Source organism: Chryseobacterium sp. D764 (assembly GCF_019317325.1).
Taxonomy (GTDB): domain Bacteria; phylum Bacteroidota; class Bacteroidia; order Flavobacteriales; family Weeksellaceae; genus Chryseobacterium.
In genome coordinates this window covers 4123397-4142051 of the sequence record NZ_CP079219.1, presented here as the reverse complement: position 1 = coordinate 4142051, position 18655 = coordinate 4123397, and the positions used below count along the sequence as shown (strand labels likewise).

Below are 18655 nucleotides of genomic sequence, written 5' to 3'. Positions count from 1 at the left end.
TATTCTATAAATTAACCTCTGACATTCGCTTTAAGTTCATGCTCCAATGTCTGAAGATCCTGATCCAGTTTTCTTCTGTTATCTGCTCCCTGTTTCTGGATTTGTTTCACTTCATTCAATGTATTGATAAGCATTGATGTTGTTTCTTTTAATGTTTCCACAGATACGATAGTCTGCTCGTTCGCTCTGGCAACATTCACAGAATTCTGTCCAAGACGTTCCGCATTCTTTCTTAAGATCTCTTCTGTAGTAGAAGACACTTTCTGCTGGATCTCAATATTCTGCTGCTGTCTGTACATCGCCACAGCAAGTGAAAGCTGGTTTTTCCATACAGGAAGTGTAGTGGTAAGAATAGTCTGTGCTTTTTCAGCAATAGAAACGTTGTTATTCTGTACGAGCCTGATCTGTGGAAGCGACTGCATCATGATCACACGCACCACCTTAAGATCAGCCATTCTTCTGTCTAATCGTGCGATAAAATCTCTTTTATCAGCAATCTGATAATCCTGAAAATTCTGAGGGGCAGTTTCCATCTGAGCAAGTTCTACTGCAGCTCTTTCCATTCTTAGATTTCCTGCAATCACAAGATCTTCAATCTGCTTGATAGAATTCACATTGCTTTCAAAGATAGTCTGAAGTACGGCATTATCTTTTGTGGAAGTAATGATTCCTGCGTTTACTTTATAAGAGATCTGCTCAATATTATTGATGATCTTATCATATTTTGTAAACAAGTTCTCTACCTGAGTTATTACCTTTTTCATGAATGGTAATTTACTTAGGAAACTTTTCACTTTATTTCCATTAAGCTCTTCAACATCCACATAATTAAGCTCTACCAAAAGATCATTGATAAGCCCTCCTACTTCACCTGAGTTGGATCTTCTTACGTTTCCTAAGAAGCTGTCACTCTGGTTGGTTAATGTTTTCTGAAGTTCCGCCCCAAAATTCACGATGGAACCAGGATTAGCTTCATCAATAGAGTTCGCCAGAACTTCATATTTCTGACGTTCTTCTGACTGCAGCTGCGTCAGATTTACATTTCCTTCTCTGTCTACAAGAACCGCCGGCGCTGCGTTTTGGACAGGCTGAGCCGGTGTTGGCGGAACCATTGGAGTAGGTTCAAAGGTTTTAAGAGGTTCTATTGATCCTAGTGGATCTATGGGTTGATTTTCCTTATTGTCCATGATTACTTCTGATAAATTGATACAAATTTGTCAAGGCCATCTCTTTGTCCTGCACCTACAGCCTCAAATTTCCATTCTCCGTTTCTGTTGTAGATTCTTCCGAATTCTACAGCGGTTTCGATTGAGAAATCTTCGTCTAATTCATATTTTAAGATCTCTTCATTCGTATCTGTATTGAAAATTCTGATGAAAGAATTTCTTACCTGTCCAAAATTTTGTTTCCTTGAATCTGCTTCGTGAATGGTTACCACTACTGTAATTTCTTTGATCGCATCATCAATTTTTGTAAGATCAATTTTGATCTGCTCATCATCACCTGACCCTTCTCCTGTAAGATTATCTCCTGTGTGAATTACAGATTTGTCCGGAGACTCAAGGTTGTTATAGAAAATAAAGTGGTTATCTGAAACTAATTTTTTGTCGTCCCCCAGCAAAAATAAAGATGCATCAAGGTCGAATCCTGTTCCTGTAGAAGTATTATTGATATCCCATCCTAAACCTACAGTAAATTTAGGTGCGTTAATATTTTCTCTTTGTCCTTTTTGTAAGTTAATAGCCATAATATAATTCCGTTTGTGTTAAAGTATTGATGTTATTTTCGTATTCTTTTATTAAATGATAATTGTTGCTGATAGCCAGCTCCAAAAGCAGATCCATCTGTTCTTTTTTTACTTTAGACGTAAGATAATCAAAATTACTTGAATCCAGGCCTAAAATATATTTTACAATCCTTGTATTGAACTGAAAACTTTCTTTGTTCATCACTTCTGCAACATGTTTTACATTTTTCACGGCATAGTAATTGAAAAAGTTTTCAATTTTAGGATCAAGGTCAAAATTCATCAGTTCAGCGTAATACATGAATATAAAGTCTGCTTCTACACTATATTCATTCAGAATTCTGTTGACTGTATATTCATGGCTTCCCGTGATTTTTATATCGTCTATAAAAATACAAAGTTTTCCTCTCAAAAAATCCTTATCAATATAATAAGTATCATTTGCGATCAGATTTTTCCGATCTTCAAAATTCAGATTCCCATAATCTGTAATATAAGTGTGATTACGATTGATCTTAGATAAAATACTCGACTTCTTTCCTTTCTGAAACAGATAAAAATCCAGATGTTTCTTAAAGTAAAAGCATAAAAAGTTGGAAGCTGTAGGAATCGCCATATATGGGCTTGGCAGCACTACAATCTCTTTATCAGTATTAAAAAGCTCCTCATTTTCAGAAATAAATCCGTCGAATAATTCTCTTGCAAATTTTTCAGCATACGACTTATCGCCATACTTGAAATAGCTGTATTCCGCAGGTGAGAAAGTAAACTCATCCGCCGAATGAATGTGGTGTAAGCTGTATCTTTTATTCATGTTTATTTTTAGTGTTTAAGTAAGTGTGCACTGAAACCGAAGTCTTTTGCTCCCTGATAATCTGCTACCAGATTGTCTCCGATATGCAGGATCTGATGCAGCGGCAAATCCTGATCCTTGATGTTATTTTTCACTTCCTGGAAAATGAGCGGATTCGGTTTGGAACAGTTAATTTCATCAGAATAGATATGAAAATCTATGTACTGATCCAGCTTTTCATGGATCAGAAATTTCCTCATGGTTTTTCCCTTGATGAACCCTGTGTTGCTCAGAATATTAATAGTCTTCCCCTGATTTTTGATATCCTCAAAAAAATTGTGAATATTTTCAAAAATCACAACTGGCCTGTATTCCAGAAACAATTCTTCACTTTTGCTATAAAACTCATTAAGCTTTTCTTTAGTCAAAAGTTTTACATCTACATCCAGAGAACCAAGAATCATCAGATAAATCTCAAAAGTGTCTATATTCCCTCCTGTCACTTCATTAATGGTATTGCAAAGATCATCATAATATTTTACGGTTTTCGCAACTTCATTCATCGGTTTTTCTACATTGAAAAATGAGGAGAACAGCTCAACTCTTTTTGTTTTAAATTCAGGATGAGATTTTATTAAAGTGAGCCACAGGTCAAAGGAAAAATGACAGTGTTTATGGATGTCGATATCTGTTTTCAATAGGTTTTAAGTTAAAAGTTTTTATTAGCTTCTTGAAAAAGATTTAAATTTTTTTAATCATCAACAAGTGTTTATAATACTATTCTTCCCAAAGATAAAATATTTATCATAAAAGCATTACCTTCGATATCTGTTTTAAGATATTTTTATGAAATTTCACAATTTTGACAGATTCACAGAAGATGATTGACGAAGTGTTTAATATCAATCCACAAAAAAATATTTTCAAAAATTCTTTGGAAATCAAAAAAAAATTATAATTTCGCAACCGATTAACAATCAACAATGTCAACAAAAATGATAAATATTATAACGTTAAGCAATCCTGTCAGAGCTGTGTTCTTTGGCAGCACTGAATATTTATCTGAATAGTCTATAGATCTTTTATACCCAAAAATATATTGAAGACCTATCTATTCGGATAGGTCTTTTTTGCTGCCCTATTTTCAGACTTTAACAATTCAAAAAACTTCTGTTATTTGTTAAGATCTCTGAAAATTTCTCTTTGATACAAAATACAAAAAATGTTTTACCGGCTTTATGAGACCGGAGTGTATTTTGTGCTCATTTTTTTCAGACCCTTTTCAAAATACAGATCTAAAAATCAACAACTTAAATCAAACAAAATGAAATACAATACACGAAATATAGGGATCATAGCACATGTAGATGCGGGAAAAACAACTTTATCGGAACGAATTCTTTATTACACAGGACTCATTCATAAAATCGGTAATGTAGATGATGGAAATACCACCATGGATAAAGATATTCAGGAAAGAAACAGAGGGATTACGATTTCTTCTGCTGCAATTTCTACCCAATGGAAAAAAGATAATAATGTGTACAATATCAACCTTATTGACACTCCGGGACACATTGATTTTGCGGTGGAAGTGGAACGTTCTCTAAGGGTTCTGGATAGCGTTGTTGCCGTTTTCTGTGCCTCTTCCGGTGTTCAGCCACAAACTGAGAATGTTTGGTTTCAGGCAGAAAAACACGGAATCTCCAAAGTTTGTTTCATCAATAAAATGGACAGAGTTGGGGCAAACTTTTTTGCGGTTCTCAATGATATAAGAAACAAACTGAATGCTGTTCCTATGGCTCTTCAGATTCCGATTGGAGCTGAAGTACATTTTGAAGGCGTTATTGATCTTATCAAAATGAAAGCTTTATACTGGGCCGATGAAAACGGAGAAACCATTGTGGAAAAAGAAATCCCTGACAATTCTATTGCTGAGGCAGATGAGTACAGAACAACCTTACTGGAAACGCTTGCAGAATACGATGAGACTTTCTTTGAAATCTTTATGGATAATGAACAAAACATCACCGTTGAAATGATTTCGGAAGCTATACAAAGAGTCTGCAGATCCGGATCGGCTGTTCTCGTTTTATGTGGTTCTGCTTTTAAAAATAAAGGAATCCAGCCTCTACTTGATGCTGTCGTAACTTATCTTCCGGCTCCTGATCAGCTTGCTGACCTGCAGGGAAAAGACCCTCACACACAGGAAATGATAACATTGGAAAGAAATGAAGCTGCTGCTTTTTCAGGGCTTGTTTTCAAAGTATTGATTGATAAACATATGGGAAGGCTGGCTATGCTTCGTGTATATTCCGGAACAATAAAATCAGGGGATACTTTATTGAATGTAAGAACGGGTGAAACCTTCAGGATTTCAAGAATCTTACAAATGCAGTCGGATAAAACGTTATCGTTGGAAGAAGCTAAAGCAGGAGATATTGTTGCTTTAACCGGAATAAAGGATGCCAAAACCGGAGATTCTTTATCTTCTTCGGATAAACCGATATTATTGGAAGCGATTACAATTCCAACTCCTGTTATCAGGATAGCTATTGAACCGAAAACCAATGGCGACGAGAAATCTTTTGGCTTGGTACTGGCAAAAATCCAGGAGGAAGATCCTTCTTTGGTGGTTGAAAGAGACGCTCAAACCGGAGAAACTTTATTAAGTGGATTAGGAGAGCTTCACCTTGAGGTCACTTTGGAAAAGATCCGTCTGAATCATGGTATTGAAATTAATCGGGGAAAACCTAAAGTTTCTTACCGTGAGATCTTAACGGAAACCAAAGTTCACAGAGAAAAGCTTTCCAAACAAAACGGAGGAAGTGGTCAGTTTGCTGATATCAGCTTTGAAATTGGACCAAGAAATGATCATGAACATGGATTGGAATTTATCAATATGATCAAAGGAGGAGTTATTCCCACTGAATTTATTCCTTCTGTTGAAAAAGGATTCAGAGAAGCTATGGAAAACGGACCTTTAAAGGGATATCCTCTGGAAAACATGAAGGTCACTCTTCTGGATGGTTCTTTCCACGCTCAGGATTCTGCTGCATTTGATTTTGAAATTGCCGCAAGAGAAGGATTCAAAGCGGCAGCAAAAGGATGTAATCCCAAACTGATGGAACCTATCATGCAGGTAGAGATTCAAAGTATTGAGGAATACACGGGTGCTGTTACTGCGGATATCAACAGAAGAAGAGGAATTATCACTTCTATTGATGAAAAATCAGGAAGAAAGATTTTTGCAGCAGAAGTTCCGTTAGCTTCAACTTTCGGATATATTTCTGATCTGAGAACATTGACGAGCGGAAGAGCTTCCATCAGCATGAGATTATCACACTATGCTTTAGTGCCTGATTTTATCGCGAATACATTAATCACCTAAACAAGCAAGGACTGTAGATTTTTCTTACAGTCCTTGTCTTGTTTGTGAATGATCAATTGTCAATCCGCTGCGCTTGTCAATTTTTTATACTACAATAATTCACTATTCATTTGTGAAGCAAGATTCACTATTGACTGTGACATTGTGAATGGTCAATCGTCAATTCGCTGTGCTTGTCAATTTCTAAATGCTACAACAATTCACTATTGATTCCTGCCCTATTTTTCCGGCATCACTTTATAAGTTGGATCTTCCTGAATATTCACTTCCACTACTGCTTCGGCATTTTTCAATATTTTCCGGCAGTCTTCACTGAGATGCCTTAAGTGTAATGTTTTATTTTGTTCTTTATAACGGTTAGATAGCTTACCTAACGCTTCTATCGCACTCATATCCACAATACGGCTTTCTTTAAAATCAACAATCACTTGCTCTGGATCATTCATTGGATCAAATTTATCTGTAAATGCTGTCACTGAACCAAAAAACAAAGGTCCATATATTTCGTAGTATTTAACTCCGTTTTCATCTACATGCTTTCTTGCCCTGATTCTTTTGGCATTATCCCAGGCAAAAACCAATGCTGAGATGATAACACCAATTAAAACAGCTAAAGCCAGGTTATGTAAAATCACAGTAATTAAAGCTACAGTAACCCCAACAAAAATATCTGATTTCGGCATTTTATTAACAATCCTGATCGATACCCATTGAAAAGTACTGATTGCTACCATCATCATGACTCCTACCAAAGCAGCCATGGGAATTTTTTCAATGACAGGTGCTCCACACAAAATGATTATTAAAATAAGAAGCGATGCTATTATTCCTGACAATCTCGCTCTTGAACCTGCATTAAGATTGACCAAAGTCTGCGCTACCATTGCACAACCACCCATTCCACCAAAGAAACCGTTGGTAATATTGGCTAATCCCTGTGCTACGGATTCTTTATTTGCACTTCCTTTTGTATTTGTGATTTCATCCACCATGGATAATGTCAGAAGAGATTCGATAAGACCTACTCCGGCCATAATTAAAGCATATGGAAAAATAATTTGTAAAGTTTCCAGAGAAAAAGGAATCTGCGGAATGTGAAAACCAGGAAGGTTTCCACTGATATGAGCAATATCTGCTACTGTTTTGGTTGGAATATCAAATCCAAGAACTACAGCAAAGACAATAATAATGGCTACAAGAGAGGCAGGAACTGCTTTCGTTATCTTTGGAAAAAAGTAGACTACGGCGATCGTCAAGACAGTTAAACCAGCCATTATATACAAAGACATTCCCTGCAGCCAGTTTACAGCTCCACTGCTGTCTGTAGTTTTGAACTGTTCCACCTGCGCCATAAAGATAATAATGGCCAATCCGTTCAGGAATCCATACATAACCGGTTGTGGAATCAGTCTCACAAATTTCCCCAATTTAAATACACCTACGAGCATTTGAAGTATTCCGGCCAGTGCTACAGTAGCAAAAAGATATTCTATGCCATGAGACTTTATGAGAGCAATCAATACAACAATGGTTGCACCAGCTCCTCCGGAAACCATTCCCGGTCTTCCTCCCAAAACAGCTGTTACCAGTCCCATCATAAAAGCGGCGTAAAGCCCTGTAAGCGGGGACAAACCGGCAAGGATAGCAAATGAAAGAGATTCGGGAATCATCGTCATCGCTACCGTAAAACCGGCCAGCAGTTCATTTTTATAATTTATTTTCTTCGAAAAGTCGAATAAGCCTATAGTATTTTTCATTGATTTGCAAAGGTATGGACTGTCCCTATGGTATACAATTTTTCTTTTTATCATTTTTCTATGGTGAAACCTATGACATGTAAGCAATTCACACATTAGTTCTTATAATATGTTAATTTTAATTAAAATAAGCATATAAAGTATGATTTTTACATTTCTATCTCTTTTTACATCTTATTTTTGTTTACATTTGAAACCGAATAAGCAATTATTTGGTACTAATTAAAGAATTCAACGCGTAAAAAGCTGTATATCAATTTATCTACAGCTTCAACTCATAGAATTGTATAAAAACCTTAATAGGTCATATATTATTTACACAAATGGCAGGAAGAGAAGTTTGAAGGAGAAGAAGAGAAAACCCATTGAAAATAAAGAATATATCCCAAGTACATTAAGGTGACTCCTACCCACCTGTTTTTAAGTTATTTGGTAAGTTACATATCCGTTTTTTAAGACTCATCATCTTATTAAACGCAATTTAACATTCTTACATCATAATTTCTATTTCTTAACAATTTCAAACTGAAGTGAATCATTTCCCAACACATAAGATAATATATAAAACCTATTTTCGTTTTTTTGATACATAAGTTTAAACAAAAGAATAATATTCAATAAAATGTTATATAAAGAAATCCATATTGGAAAGTTTATTAAGGAAAGGGTAGATGAAAATGAAATAACAATAGAAAGGATATGTAAATTTTTAGGTAAAGATGAAGGAGCAATCGAGGTAATGTATGACAGCAAATCGATGGATACGGATCTTCTTCTAAGATGGAGCAAATTATTGGAATATGATTTTTTCAGACTTTACAGCTCACATTTAATTTTATATGCACCTCCTTCTGCCATCAACAAAAACCAGCAGAAGTCCGAAAAAACGCCTTATTTCAGGAAAAACATTTACACTCAGGAAATCAAAGATTTTATTATGAAAAGAATTCTTTCCGGTGAAATGACCCAAAATGAAGTCATTAAAGAATATTCTATTCCGAAAAGCACTCTTCACAGATGGCTTCAGAAGAGCGATAATGTAAACGGATAAACAGATAAGACATGCGCCCCAATTACAAAAAAATTTATCAGGATATGCTTAGGATGGAATATCCTGAAAAGCTGAAAGACCCAAAAATCAAAGAACTTCTTGAAAAACTGAATACCAGTGAGGATGTTCTGAAGTTCAATGAAAAACTGTTCAAACAGTCCAGAGAAAATCAAAAACTTAAAACCTATGACAGGCATACTATGTTAAAACTGCTTCAGTATCAGAAAAAGCATGGTCATTCAACAAGCTATATGTCGAGAAAATATAAGATAAGCAGAACTACTCTTTCAAAATGGAAACTCATGTTTGAAGAAGAGCTTAATACCATGAAAAGTGCCGGTAAATAATTTACCGGCATTTTTTAAAGGTAATGATAAGGAAAAAACCGGGCTTTCGTTTGCCGGAGTCGAACCGGATAACCTTGCCGGAGTGACCGGCTTCGCTATTCCTCCCTTAATTGCGTTACGATGAATTTTTTCCTAACGACACTTTATAATCGTACTATAAAGAAGCTGGAAGTGGGGAGAAGAAAGAGGGTAAAGTCTGAAAATCGATCTGACTTTATAGAAAATTATATACAAAGAGATCTTTCAACGTCCCACTTCCGGCTTCTGATTTATGAAAACAAGGCAACAACCGAATAATGCAGTCGTGCTCTAACCAACTGAGCTACTCTTCCTATGTACATCGTGTTTTTTTCTGTGGAAGAGGCGGGACTCGAACCCGTGACCCCGTCGTGATGAGCGAAGTAGCATTTTTCTACGGCACTTGTTTGTTTTATTTTTCTTCCTCAGCTATATATGTTTTATTTAACGATAGGATGAACTCTGGCATTTTCAGGGTGATAACTTAACCCAAACCCTCTCCATCCGGAAGACCAGTAAAGAATCATTTCCTTTAAATAAGGAATGTCTTTAGTTTCATCATATTTATAATTTTCATTAAATATTTGTTGTACCTCATCAATAATTTCAGGGTAGAACATTTGATCTTCTTCATCATATACATCTGTATAAATATTAAGATGCTCTCTTAACTCATATAGCAAATAAGTTCTGAAATCCCAGCCCAGAATGTTAACATCCGAACCACTAACGCTTACTACAGGATTCCATTTTAAGTTCTCATTGTTTACAACACATGCTGAATTCCTAACAGGTAATAACTGCGGAAGTTTCGAAAACCACTCGTCAAATATTTCTTTTTTTCTTTCTAAAGAATTAGGCTTTACTCCCCACGATTTCAGCCAAACATAATTCACACTAATAATATCATCCCACACCCATTTGTAAAAACATTTTATTTGACTGATAATTTCCTCTTCATTTTCAAGCCAATTATAAAAGAAGGTACATTCTTCTGTAATCAGCTCTCCTTCATCTTCGTATTCAACAATTTCTTTTTTGTCGATGGCATGAAGAATCTTTAGAAATTCTCTATGTTCAGAAGTAAAACTGACCTCATATTTTCTCTCAATATCGTCAATCTGTTCCTCAGAAAGCCCTTGCCATCTGGCTCCGTAAAATCCTTTGGGACAATTTTCATCATCTACCAACCATAGTTTTTCAGTACGTTCTTTGACCCAGTATAAAAATTCGGTCAGATTACTTGGTATATCCATTGTTATTAGTTTTAAAATAAAAGAGGCAAGACTCGAAAAGACTTATACAAGATCACTTTCATGACCTTCTGGAGTCGAACCAAATTAAACCGAAGTAGGCCTTTTCTACGGCACTCTTTTATGTAAATCAAGGTAATGTTTTTCAGAATCTTCCGTGCATTTGCTCTACCTGCTGAGCTACCTCTCCTTTTCGAGGGAAAAGGCAGGATTCGAACCTGCGACCCAATGTTTATTCAATCTCGAAGTATGATTCTAAGACGACACTTGATTTTTATTTTAGTAAGGTAATTAAATCAAACAGAGCCTTATACGGGGTGTTACCATTTCTACTATCTGCGATTGCAGAACAGGATTCGAACCTGTATTACCGCCCCTAAAGAAGTAACTCTGTTTTACGACACTTGCTTTCTATGTTTATTCATAGTTATTCGTTTTCTTTTTACAAAATTATATTGTCACTGCGCATTCCATTTACGCACTTATTTTTATTTAAATTTTGTTCGTTTTGCCTTGAAGCAAAAGAACTAAAAGTTCAAGACCTGGAAACTCCGGCTAAAAATAATCTCTACTCTCTAAAAATTCTAAACTTGCGCGAATTTACCATTAGTTCTTCGTTTCCTTTACTGTGTCGCGCTTCAAACAATAGAATTTTCTTAACGTTCGCAAAGTTTATTTTTTTAACGCCTCCGTTTCCTATGTCACATTTCCATAGCTGTCATCGCTGGAAATTTCGCCCTTTTTATTATTATTTTTTCATGAGTGTGATTTAAATAAAAGAAGCCAGGTTCAAAAAAGACTGATATAAGATCATTTACATTCTGGAGTCGAACCAACTTATACCGAAGTAAGTATTCTCTACGGCACTCTTTTATATAATCAGGGCAAAACGGCGGAATCTTTTCTTTTTCTTCTACTCTATCTTTTGAGCTACATTCCGTTTACAACAGGTATGGCAGGAATTGAACCTACATCTGAAGACTTAACTCGAAGTATGATTCCAAAACGGCACCTGATTTTAATTTTTCCATTGAGTTTTTCTATATTTCTTCCAGTTTCGCTGGAATTTTGTATACTTTGCATTCACCACCTCATAACCGTGTGGGAAACAGTATGAACAACCCATATCATCTCCGTGCATAATTCTTGAAATCTGTACACCGGAAATTTTCTTCGGAAAGTCAATCAATCCATATTCATTGAATCCGAATTTTTGTCTTACCACTTTAATTTTTTTCATAAGTATTGAGTATTAACCTCAATACAGTGCTTCTTTCAGATTTGGTTTATGATGAATCATGGTTATTATTTTTTTCTTTTGCAAATTTAGATAGCTACTGCGCATTCTTTTTACGTAGTTATGTTTTTATTAAAAACCAAGCAAGTTAATAATAAGAATAATTGATATTCAATTGGAAGTTGACGATGAAACTCTTATCAACGGCATTGGTTAGCTAGCGGGCAATCATATGAAAGACTCTGTCTGTTTTTGGAATCGAAGGATGTCTTTCTAACGGCACCGATAGTATTAACACTGCAAAATTATATTGTATGTACGCAATCTTTTTACGTAGTTTATTTTTATTTAAACATTTGTTCGTTTCGCCTTGAAGCAAAAGAACCAAAAATTCAAGACTTGGAAACTTTTGCTAAAAATAACCTCAACTCTATAAAAATTCTAAACTCGTACGGATTTACAACTGATTTATTATGTTATTTTTTAAAAGCAGTGCCAACTACAGCACTACTTTTTGAATCATTTTCACTGCAGATTTCTTGTCTTCCAAAGCATTCAGCACATCGAAAATTTTGTCTGACCAACCTGCAATAAGGTATACATCATTCTTTCTGACATCAAGTGGCTGTTGGCCATAACCTGCCAGGTCAAAAATATACAGTTTTGCATGAGGAGCGATGGCTTTATATCTATTCCAAAGGTCTTCAAAAGAGTTTCTGCTTCCAATGCTGTTCCACATCTGAGTATCGGTAAAAAGCATTACTTTATCTACCTGTTCTTTTCTTTTGATCAGATCTTCGATGACCAGATAACCATTGGTAGAATAGCCTACTTCACCTTCTCGTTTATAAAATGCGTCTACATTTCTTAAAATACCGTTTTTAGGCATTGGAATTCTTAACCAACGGTCACCAAAGATACCTGTTACCACATTTTTACATTGTGACTGCAAGTTCATAGACATCAGCAAACCGATATCATACAGCAAAATTTTACTTTTATTGGAAACTGCTTTCTGCATAGAACCGGATACATCCGCAGCGATAACTACCGAAGTATCAAAACCAAAGCCTTTGATATTTTTAGCACTTACTACCACAGCATCTTCCAATGCCTCCAATACTGAAGCCAAATAAGGAGAATCTATAGTCTTTAATTCTCTGTAGGCCGCCAGAAATCGGAATGGGAGCTGCTTTGAATTGGATACTGCTCTTTCATCAGAAAGATATCTGCAGACTTTATTCATGGCATCAGATGATACTCCGGCTTCCAGGATATTCCTCAGGTTTCTCATGGTTGCCATATAGCCCAATTTGTTGCTGAAGATCAGTTCTTCCCATTTGTTTTTGAAAGCCAGTTTTCTTTCTGTATCATCTGCAAATTTCGTCTGCCCCAAAACAGAAAGTTCAACTTCCCATGTATAAGGGGTTTCCAATGTATTATTGGCAATTTTATTGAAAACAGATTGTTGATTTTCATCTTTAGCTTTCGGATGAACCAGAAAGAGTGCGTCTTTCAGAGTTACTTCTGCTTTCCTATTGTATTTTGCAAACTGATATTCATCGAATTTATTAAATGATTTTACCAAACCTTTCTGAATCTGCTTTGACAGTCTGTTCAGTTTTTTGGTATCTGTTCTTTTATTTGCAAGCTGGTAGTACGCCAGTAATTCTGTAATTTCATCTGCTCTCTGTACTACTTTATCTACCGTTTTACTTACCAGATCCGTACCGGAAGCCTGCTTCGCCAGTTCGGTAGTCAATACCAATGGAATGGAACGCAAATACATATCTTTTCTTGCATACACCGCCAGTTTAGCTACAAATTCGGGATCATTTTTTTTGATCAGAGACTGGATTCTTTTCAATCTGTCATTTCCTTTTTCATAGTTGGTATCTGAAAGTCCTGTTGTAACAACAGCACTATACAATTCTTCGGCAGGTGTCATCGCATATGCTTTTTCACCTTCGTAGTTCAATACTACTTTAGTTTCTTTTTTAAAAAAATTAAATTTCATGGTTACTGTTTTTGGTTAAACATTGGAAAGATTGGTACTTCCTCTCTGATTTCTGATGCAAAGTAAAAACAGTATTGCGCAACCTTTTTGCGTAGAAAATTTTTCTTTGTTTTTTTTCTTTAATTGGGGATTAGATCTAATACATTGAATATTTTTAAAAAATTCATGCAGATTTTTAAATTTTGGCTGAAGCCGGATGAATGAGTTGCTTGTAAGGCGGGTTAAAGCCCACCTCTATTGAATTGATTTTGAAAACAGATAGTGATATTTACCAACAACCTAATCTCTAATCCCTAATTATAAAATCCTTCTATCATTCATTTTCATTAAAGAAATCATCTCTGATCTGTTTTTCAGAAAGGGTTTTCTAGCTTTGTCATTAAAATTAAGCTATGATTAAGGGAATATATGAAACTCATGTCCAGGTGAGCAATCTGGAAAATGCAATACAGTTTTATACGAAAGTATTAGGATTGAAACTGGCTCATAGAGATGAAACAAGACCTATTGCTTTTTTATGGGTTGGAGAAGAGAAAGAATTTATGTTGGGATTGTGGGAGCAGAAGGAGAATCTTCAGACCAGACATTTTGCCTTTTCCAGCAGTAAGGAAGATATTTTAAACTATTCAGTGGAGTTTTTAGAAAATAAAGATTTAAAGCCCTACAATTTCTTAAAAAATGGAAGTGTTGAACCAATGGTATTTGCATGGATGCCGGCACTGGCTATTTATTTCAATGATCCGGATGGAAACCAGCTTGAGTTTATCTCTATTCTTGAAGGAGAAAGTAAACCGGAATTGGGGGTACTTAGCTATGAGGAATGGATGAGACAGGTAAAAGATTGAGATGAAAATACCTGTCAGCTACTGAAATAACGCACAGGCACAAGAAATCAAAGTTATGAGGGGATACAAAATTTTTGTGTCCCTGCTACTGTCAACAAGATAATAAAATCAGATAGGAGAACTTTTTAACTGTTTACCAGTTTCTTCACTGCCAACACGTGTTTACAGGGACCTCTTTCTCCCTGATACTTACTAAACCATTCGCAGGTACAGCGTTCTTTTTCTTCTTCAATGATTACTGTATGGTGCACACCGGTTCCTTCTACTCTGGCTTCTGTTCTTTCTTTGTTGTTATTTAAAATTTCTACTTTTCCGCATTCTATCAACTTTTCGGCATTTTTTATACGGGGGTTGAGGCCAATAATACGGCTCAATTTAAAAGGAAGTCTGCGGTAGAAAAATTCATGATCATCAAGATCGTAGCCAAGTAATCCCATTGCAGCAAGTCTTCCAGTAATATTTTCAGCTCTGTCAAAACTGATATTCTCTTCCAAAGCAAATCTATCCGGATTAAAAGATTGATTGGCATAAGCATACTTATCCAAAGCATCAGTCCACTCATCAGAAACCTCAGAAATCAGGCTTTCCAGAACAGCTCCTTCTCCTGAGAAACCTCTCCAGCTTTCTCTTGACAAAGAAAAACTGAATCTGATATGTCCCATATAAAGCTGCCATGTTGTAGACTGCATATTAGAATGTGGAAAAACCTGCATAGAATCAATATAAGGAAGCAGAGGCTCTAAAAGACGAAGCCTGTGAAGCCCGCCTATACAAACAGCATCTGCAGATTTTACCGGAGAAAAAAAGGGTTTATTTCCTCTCACAATCAGATAATAATCGGACTTTATAGTTCCTTTCGGCATTCCCCGGAACAGCTGCTGGGTCTGAATTTTATTGAAAGTATAACGTTTTTCGGATTCCGACAAATATATCTGAACAGTTCCCAATCCTTTAATCCATTTTGATGGCAAAGGGACTTTTCTTTCTATTACTTTTTCTTCTTCTTTATACAGAGCCACTTCTTTTTCACCTACGGAAAGCATAATTTTTTCATTCGGACGGATACTTCCCAGAGCAGTTATCATAGACTGGTTAAAATCGACATTCGTAGTTCCATTTTCCAGGAATTCTCCTTCCAAACCATCAGGCAGTATGTCAACTCTTGCGTAGACTCCTGCACAGTGAGAAAAACCTTCAAAGCGCAATCTTTGATTTCCGGCTGTTACTATCGGATCTTTGAGAAGCGCCATCTGAAACGGAGACAGGTTAAAGCTGGATTTCACAATATTAGAAAGTGTAATCAGACAGCGTGCTAAAATAAAAGGCTGCCCGACATTTCCCCAGAAAAAACATGGTGCATCGGTATTTTTATGTACCTCGCTGTATTTAGCGAGAAAAAGTTCTTCAAGCGCATCTTTCCTTACTAAAGAGGATACTCCTGAGTAGTTGTAAATAAGCGTACCCTCCATAATCTATTTTTTCAGAAGAAGACTGCAGATTTTTTTCAGACTTGAATTTTCTTTCCAGCTATCCAGTTTCCCGATTATCTCCTTATGGGCTTCTGAGTGATTCAAAGCCAATACTTCATGGTAGATTTCCAGAATCTTTTTCAGATTGGTAACCGGCGTTTCCATTTGAAGCAATATATTGGAAATCAATTCTTCCAGAGCAATATTATGGTTCTTACTTACATTCAGCATATGATGCTGTATAAGATCTGTCAATCTTTTAACAGGAGCCCATTCCAGCTTTTCATGGAGACCGATTACTCTTCCTAACCATGCATTATCCATCGTTTGGGAAGAAACGTGTTCCAGCCAAATTTCAGCTGCTGTACCACGGATCGTTTTATCGCTGTCCAGGAAAATAGTTCCTAAGAACAAATACCCGATTTCATCCAAAGGTTTTTTGATCTGATAAAGCGCATTCGCAGTATTCAAAACCAGGCTTCTTTCATAAACTTCGGCAATTCCTGAAAAGAAAAGGCAGTGCTTGATTACTTTTGCCAAAGCATTTGCCGGAGTGTTCGGAAAACACAGCATCAATGCAGGGATTTCGGTAAGTTCTTTCTGTTCGGCAATGAAATATTCCACGAATAAAGGATCTTTCCTTTTTACAAGATGATATTTGGGAAGAACAATTTTCAGCTCTACAGGATAGTATGAGTTTTTCTTATTATCAATGGTTTTCCATTTGTAAGTCCCTGAAAAGAATTCTACAGGAATATCATCATATCCGAAACTGCTGAATTCTTCAAACACAATTTCCGGCGAACGGGTAATTCCCGCAGTCATCCACCATGAAGGGTGTTCAAATTTTCCTTCCGGTCTGGCATTTTTGCCAAAGAAGAAAAGTAACAGTTCTTTATATTCTCCCTTTAATCTTTTTTCAACTTCTATCACAGCTTCTGAAGTATTGTCTAAAGCACAACGCTGCAATGCCAGCTGAATATCAAGATGATGAGGTACGATATTATTATTCTGATAGCTCTCTAATCTTTCCACCAGTGTAACAGGGGAAATCCAGCATGGAGCATGGGTAACCGGGAACAATAGCGGGATTTTATCTCCTGACTTTATTTTTTCATACGCATAAATAGCAAGCTCTTTAAACGCGATTCTGGCGGGGCAATCTGCTCCTACATTTTCAATCGGTCCCAATTTTTTCTGATAATTGGAGTAAGATTCTCTTTCGGCTTCCTCATCTTTGGTTTTATGGTAAATTTTTTCCAGGTTTTTAAGCTGAATCGGATATTTTTCCAGTAAATCCAAACCATAGTTGATAATAGCATTGCATAGTAAAACATTCAGATAGGGAACTTCCCATTTCGCAATTGTTTTACAGGCTTTCAAAAATACAGGTTCTATTAATTTCACAGACTCAGCATTTACATCACCGGCAAAGCGGATAAATCCAGCCAAAGCAATATCACAATGATGACTGTACGGATCATCCATGGCCACAGGAAGATAAAACATCAGGTCTTCAAAGTTCTCAAGTACTTTCACCGCATTTTCTTCTGGAGTCAGGGATAGTTTTTCTGAAGCTATTGCCTCCAGCTCCGGTTGTGTTTCTTCAATATATTTTATAAGAAGAGGACGTACATTAGTCAGTATATTATCCGAATAGTGTGAAAGAGCTTCTATCATATTTTCTGAAGCCGGAATATATTTAAGGATAATTTTCGCAGCTTTTGACTGTACGCCATCATCTTTGCTGACAAATGCTGTACTTAGAGCCATTCCCAGCATTTCAGGATCTATTTTCTTTCTCTGAAATATTTTTTCGGTCAGTACCAGACTGGAAACAACCACTGTTTTTACTTCCGAGCTCAGCAGATTCGGAAGGTAATGGGAAAACTCATCATTCTTAAAATCAGGAACTCCCACAATTTTTTTCAAATGTGATAATATGGTATTCACAGCTTTTGACTGTGAGGAGGCCAACCCTGCAAGCAATTCATCCTGCAGCTCAGAAAGTTCTTCTTCAGTTGGTTTTAATGATGTAAATGCATCCATAAACCAGCCCGTGACATTTTTATTAAAATTTCTGTTGGAAGCCAGAAGGCATTCTTTTAAAAATCTTTTTCTTTCAATCTTTTTTTCTGTGATCAGTTTCTGAACGATAGGAAACCATTCTTTACGGAAAGGTAAAGATTTGGAAGGATATTCACATAAGTACCAAAAGTGGGTATTAAGGGTTTCGGGATGACGGTCCAGTTCAGCCGGATAATTACTCAGATGATGTCCCAGCAATTCCGGTTTGGGCTGTACATAGCCTTTTTCTGTCCATCCTAAAATATCTTTATAGTTAAACGCTGTAAATTCAGCTTCTACGGATTCATTGATAAAGTCTGAAAACCATTCTGGGCAGCCCCACTCCAGAATCTGTTCGGTCTGTTCTGCATTACGGAAAAGACTCCAGTAGTTTTTACCGAAATTCTTTTTATCCATACAGACAAATGAAGCAATATCAATAATGGAATGTTGGCTTACAGATCCTGCCGTGTGGTAGGAGTTTTTAGTCATTACAATTTTACTGATTTCCCTGTCCATTTTCTTTATAGAGGGCACCAGGGTTTTCCTTTCTTCAATACTAAGTTCTTTTAGAAAAGGGATAATCTCATGTATCTTTTCCTCATTAAGGATCTCATAAAGTCTTTCTTTCATGCGCTTCTAATTTGATGTATAAATTTGTTT

Annotated in this window: 14 protein-coding genes; 4 read left to right on the top strand and 10 right to left on the bottom strand. The window is 36.2% G+C overall.

Annotation, left to right across the window (positions count from 1 at the left end):
* Positions 1-11: 11 nt before the first annotated feature.
* The 4 genes from KYG33_RS18935 to KYG33_RS18920 are packed head-to-tail and all read right to left on the bottom strand — an operon-like array spanning position 12 to position 3238.
* Positions 12-1187, bottom strand: a complete 1176-nt coding sequence (locus KYG33_RS18935; protein ID WP_180565185.1) for a toxic anion resistance protein — start codon at positions 1185-1187, stop codon at positions 12-14.
* Between the two features lie 2 nt (positions 1188-1189).
* Complete coding sequence (locus KYG33_RS18930; protein WP_077413937.1) at positions 1190-1747, bottom strand: TerD family protein; 558 nt, start codon at positions 1745-1747, stop codon at positions 1190-1192.
* The gene (locus KYG33_RS18925) at positions 1737-2561 is read right to left on the bottom strand and encodes a phosphoribosyltransferase family protein (RefSeq protein ID WP_077413936.1); all 825 of its coding nucleotides are present in this window, start codon (positions 2559-2561) and stop codon (positions 1737-1739) included. Before KYG33_RS18925 ends, KYG33_RS18930 begins: the two co-directional genes overlap by 11 nt.
* A gap of 8 nt (positions 2562-2569) precedes the next feature.
* Complete coding sequence (locus KYG33_RS18920; protein ID WP_077413935.1) at positions 2570-3238, bottom strand: HAD family hydrolase; 669 nt, start codon at positions 3236-3238, stop codon at positions 2570-2572.
* A gap of 626 nt (positions 3239-3864) precedes the next feature.
* Here KYG33_RS18920 and fusA point away from each other — a divergent pair.
* Complete coding sequence (gene fusA, locus KYG33_RS18915; RefSeq protein ID WP_219072238.1) at positions 3865-5931, top strand: elongation factor G; 2067 nt, start codon at positions 3865-3867, stop codon at positions 5929-5931.
* A gap of 218 nt (positions 5932-6149) precedes the next feature.
* Here the strand turns inward: fusA and KYG33_RS18910 are convergent, their stop codons facing one another.
* The gene (locus KYG33_RS18910; RefSeq protein WP_180565183.1) at positions 6150-7688 is read right to left on the bottom strand and encodes a SulP family inorganic anion transporter; all 1539 of its coding nucleotides are present in this window, start codon (positions 7686-7688) and stop codon (positions 6150-6152) included.
* Between the two features lie 622 nt (positions 7689-8310).
* On the opposite strand from KYG33_RS18910, the gene KYG33_RS18905 reads away from it, so the two are divergent.
* Complete coding sequence (locus tag KYG33_RS18905) at positions 8311-8739, top strand: helix-turn-helix domain-containing protein (protein WP_077413933.1); 429 nt, start codon at positions 8311-8313, stop codon at positions 8737-8739.
* 11 nt (positions 8740-8750) lie between these two features.
* Positions 8751-9086: a helix-turn-helix domain-containing protein gene (locus KYG33_RS18900; RefSeq protein ID WP_219072237.1), complete on the top strand. Its 336-nt coding sequence runs from the start codon at positions 8751-8753 to the stop codon at positions 9084-9086.
* A gap of 458 nt (positions 9087-9544) precedes the next feature.
* Here the strand turns inward: KYG33_RS18900 and KYG33_RS18895 are convergent, their stop codons facing one another.
* The 3 genes from KYG33_RS18895 to KYG33_RS18885 all read right to left on the bottom strand — a co-directional run bounded on the left by KYG33_RS18895 (position 9545) and on the right by KYG33_RS18885 (position 13611).
* A complete protein-coding gene (locus KYG33_RS18895; protein ID WP_219072236.1) occupies positions 9545-10360 on the bottom strand; it encodes a hypothetical protein in 816 nt (271 codons plus the stop codon).
* A gap of 1015 nt (positions 10361-11375) precedes the next feature.
* Positions 11376-11597, bottom strand: coding sequence for a phosphate ABC transporter substrate-binding protein (locus KYG33_RS18890; protein ID WP_077413930.1), 222 nt, complete (start codon positions 11595-11597; stop codon positions 11376-11378).
* 496 nt (positions 11598-12093) lie between these two features.
* Positions 12094-13611 carry a TROVE domain-containing protein gene (locus tag KYG33_RS18885; protein ID WP_077413929.1) on the bottom strand — a complete coding sequence of 506 codons (1518 nt, stop codon included), beginning with the start codon at positions 13609-13611 and terminating at the stop codon, positions 12094-12096.
* 392 nt (positions 13612-14003) lie between these two features.
* Between KYG33_RS18885 and KYG33_RS18880 the strand changes: the two genes are divergently transcribed.
* The gene (locus KYG33_RS18880; protein ID WP_077413928.1) at positions 14004-14456 is read left to right on the top strand and encodes a VOC family protein; all 453 of its coding nucleotides are present in this window, start codon (positions 14004-14006) and stop codon (positions 14454-14456) included.
* A 125-nt stretch (positions 14457-14581) separates the two neighbouring features.
* Here the strand turns inward: KYG33_RS18880 and KYG33_RS18875 are convergent, their stop codons facing one another.
* Both KYG33_RS18875 and KYG33_RS18870 read right to left on the bottom strand, forming a co-directional pair.
* Positions 14582-15925 carry an SWIM zinc finger family protein gene (locus KYG33_RS18875; protein ID WP_219072235.1) on the bottom strand — a complete coding sequence of 448 codons (1344 nt, stop codon included), beginning with the start codon at positions 15923-15925 and terminating at the stop codon, positions 14582-14584.
* Positions 15926-15928: 3 nt separating this feature from the next.
* On the bottom strand, positions 15929-18625 hold the full coding sequence (locus tag KYG33_RS18870; RefSeq protein ID WP_219072234.1) for a DUF6493 family protein: 2697 nt from the start codon (positions 18623-18625) through the stop codon (positions 15929-15931).
* Between the last annotated feature and the right edge of the window lie 30 nt (positions 18626-18655).

Coding starts and splice junctions, on each gene's coding strand:
- fusA (WP_219072238.1), top strand. CDS start 3,865: ATGAAATACAATACACGAAATATAGGGATCATAGCACATGTAGATGCG.
- KYG33_RS18870 (WP_219072234.1), bottom strand. CDS start 18,625: ATGAAAGAAAGACTTTATGAGATCCTTAATGAGGAAAAGATACATGAG.
- KYG33_RS18885 (WP_077413929.1), bottom strand. CDS start 13,611: ATGAAATTTAATTTTTTTAAAAAAGAAACTAAAGTAGTATTGAACTAC.
- KYG33_RS18905 (WP_077413933.1), top strand. CDS start 8,311: ATGTTATATAAAGAAATCCATATTGGAAAGTTTATTAAGGAAAGGGTA.
- KYG33_RS18930 (WP_077413937.1), bottom strand. CDS start 1,747: ATGGCTATTAACTTACAAAAAGGACAAAGAGAAAATATTAACGCACCT.
- KYG33_RS18895 (WP_219072236.1), bottom strand. CDS start 10,360: ATGGATATACCAAGTAATCTGACCGAATTTTTATACTGGGTCAAAGAA.
- KYG33_RS18910 (WP_180565183.1), bottom strand. CDS start 7,688: ATGAAAAATACTATAGGCTTATTCGACTTTTCGAAGAAAATAAATTAT.
- KYG33_RS18890 (WP_077413930.1), bottom strand. CDS start 11,597: ATGAAAAAAATTAAAGTGGTAAGACAAAAATTCGGATTCAATGAATAT.
- KYG33_RS18880 (WP_077413928.1), top strand. CDS start 14,004: ATGATTAAGGGAATATATGAAACTCATGTCCAGGTGAGCAATCTGGAA.
- KYG33_RS18900 (WP_219072237.1), top strand. CDS start 8,751: ATGCGCCCCAATTACAAAAAAATTTATCAGGATATGCTTAGGATGGAA.
- KYG33_RS18925 (WP_077413936.1), bottom strand. CDS start 2,561: ATGAATAAAAGATACAGCTTACACCACATTCATTCGGCGGATGAGTTT.
- KYG33_RS18875 (WP_219072235.1), bottom strand. CDS start 15,925: ATGGAGGGTACGCTTATTTACAACTACTCAGGAGTATCCTCTTTAGTA.
- KYG33_RS18935 (WP_180565185.1), bottom strand. CDS start 1,187: ATGGACAATAAGGAAAATCAACCCATAGATCCACTAGGATCAATAGAA.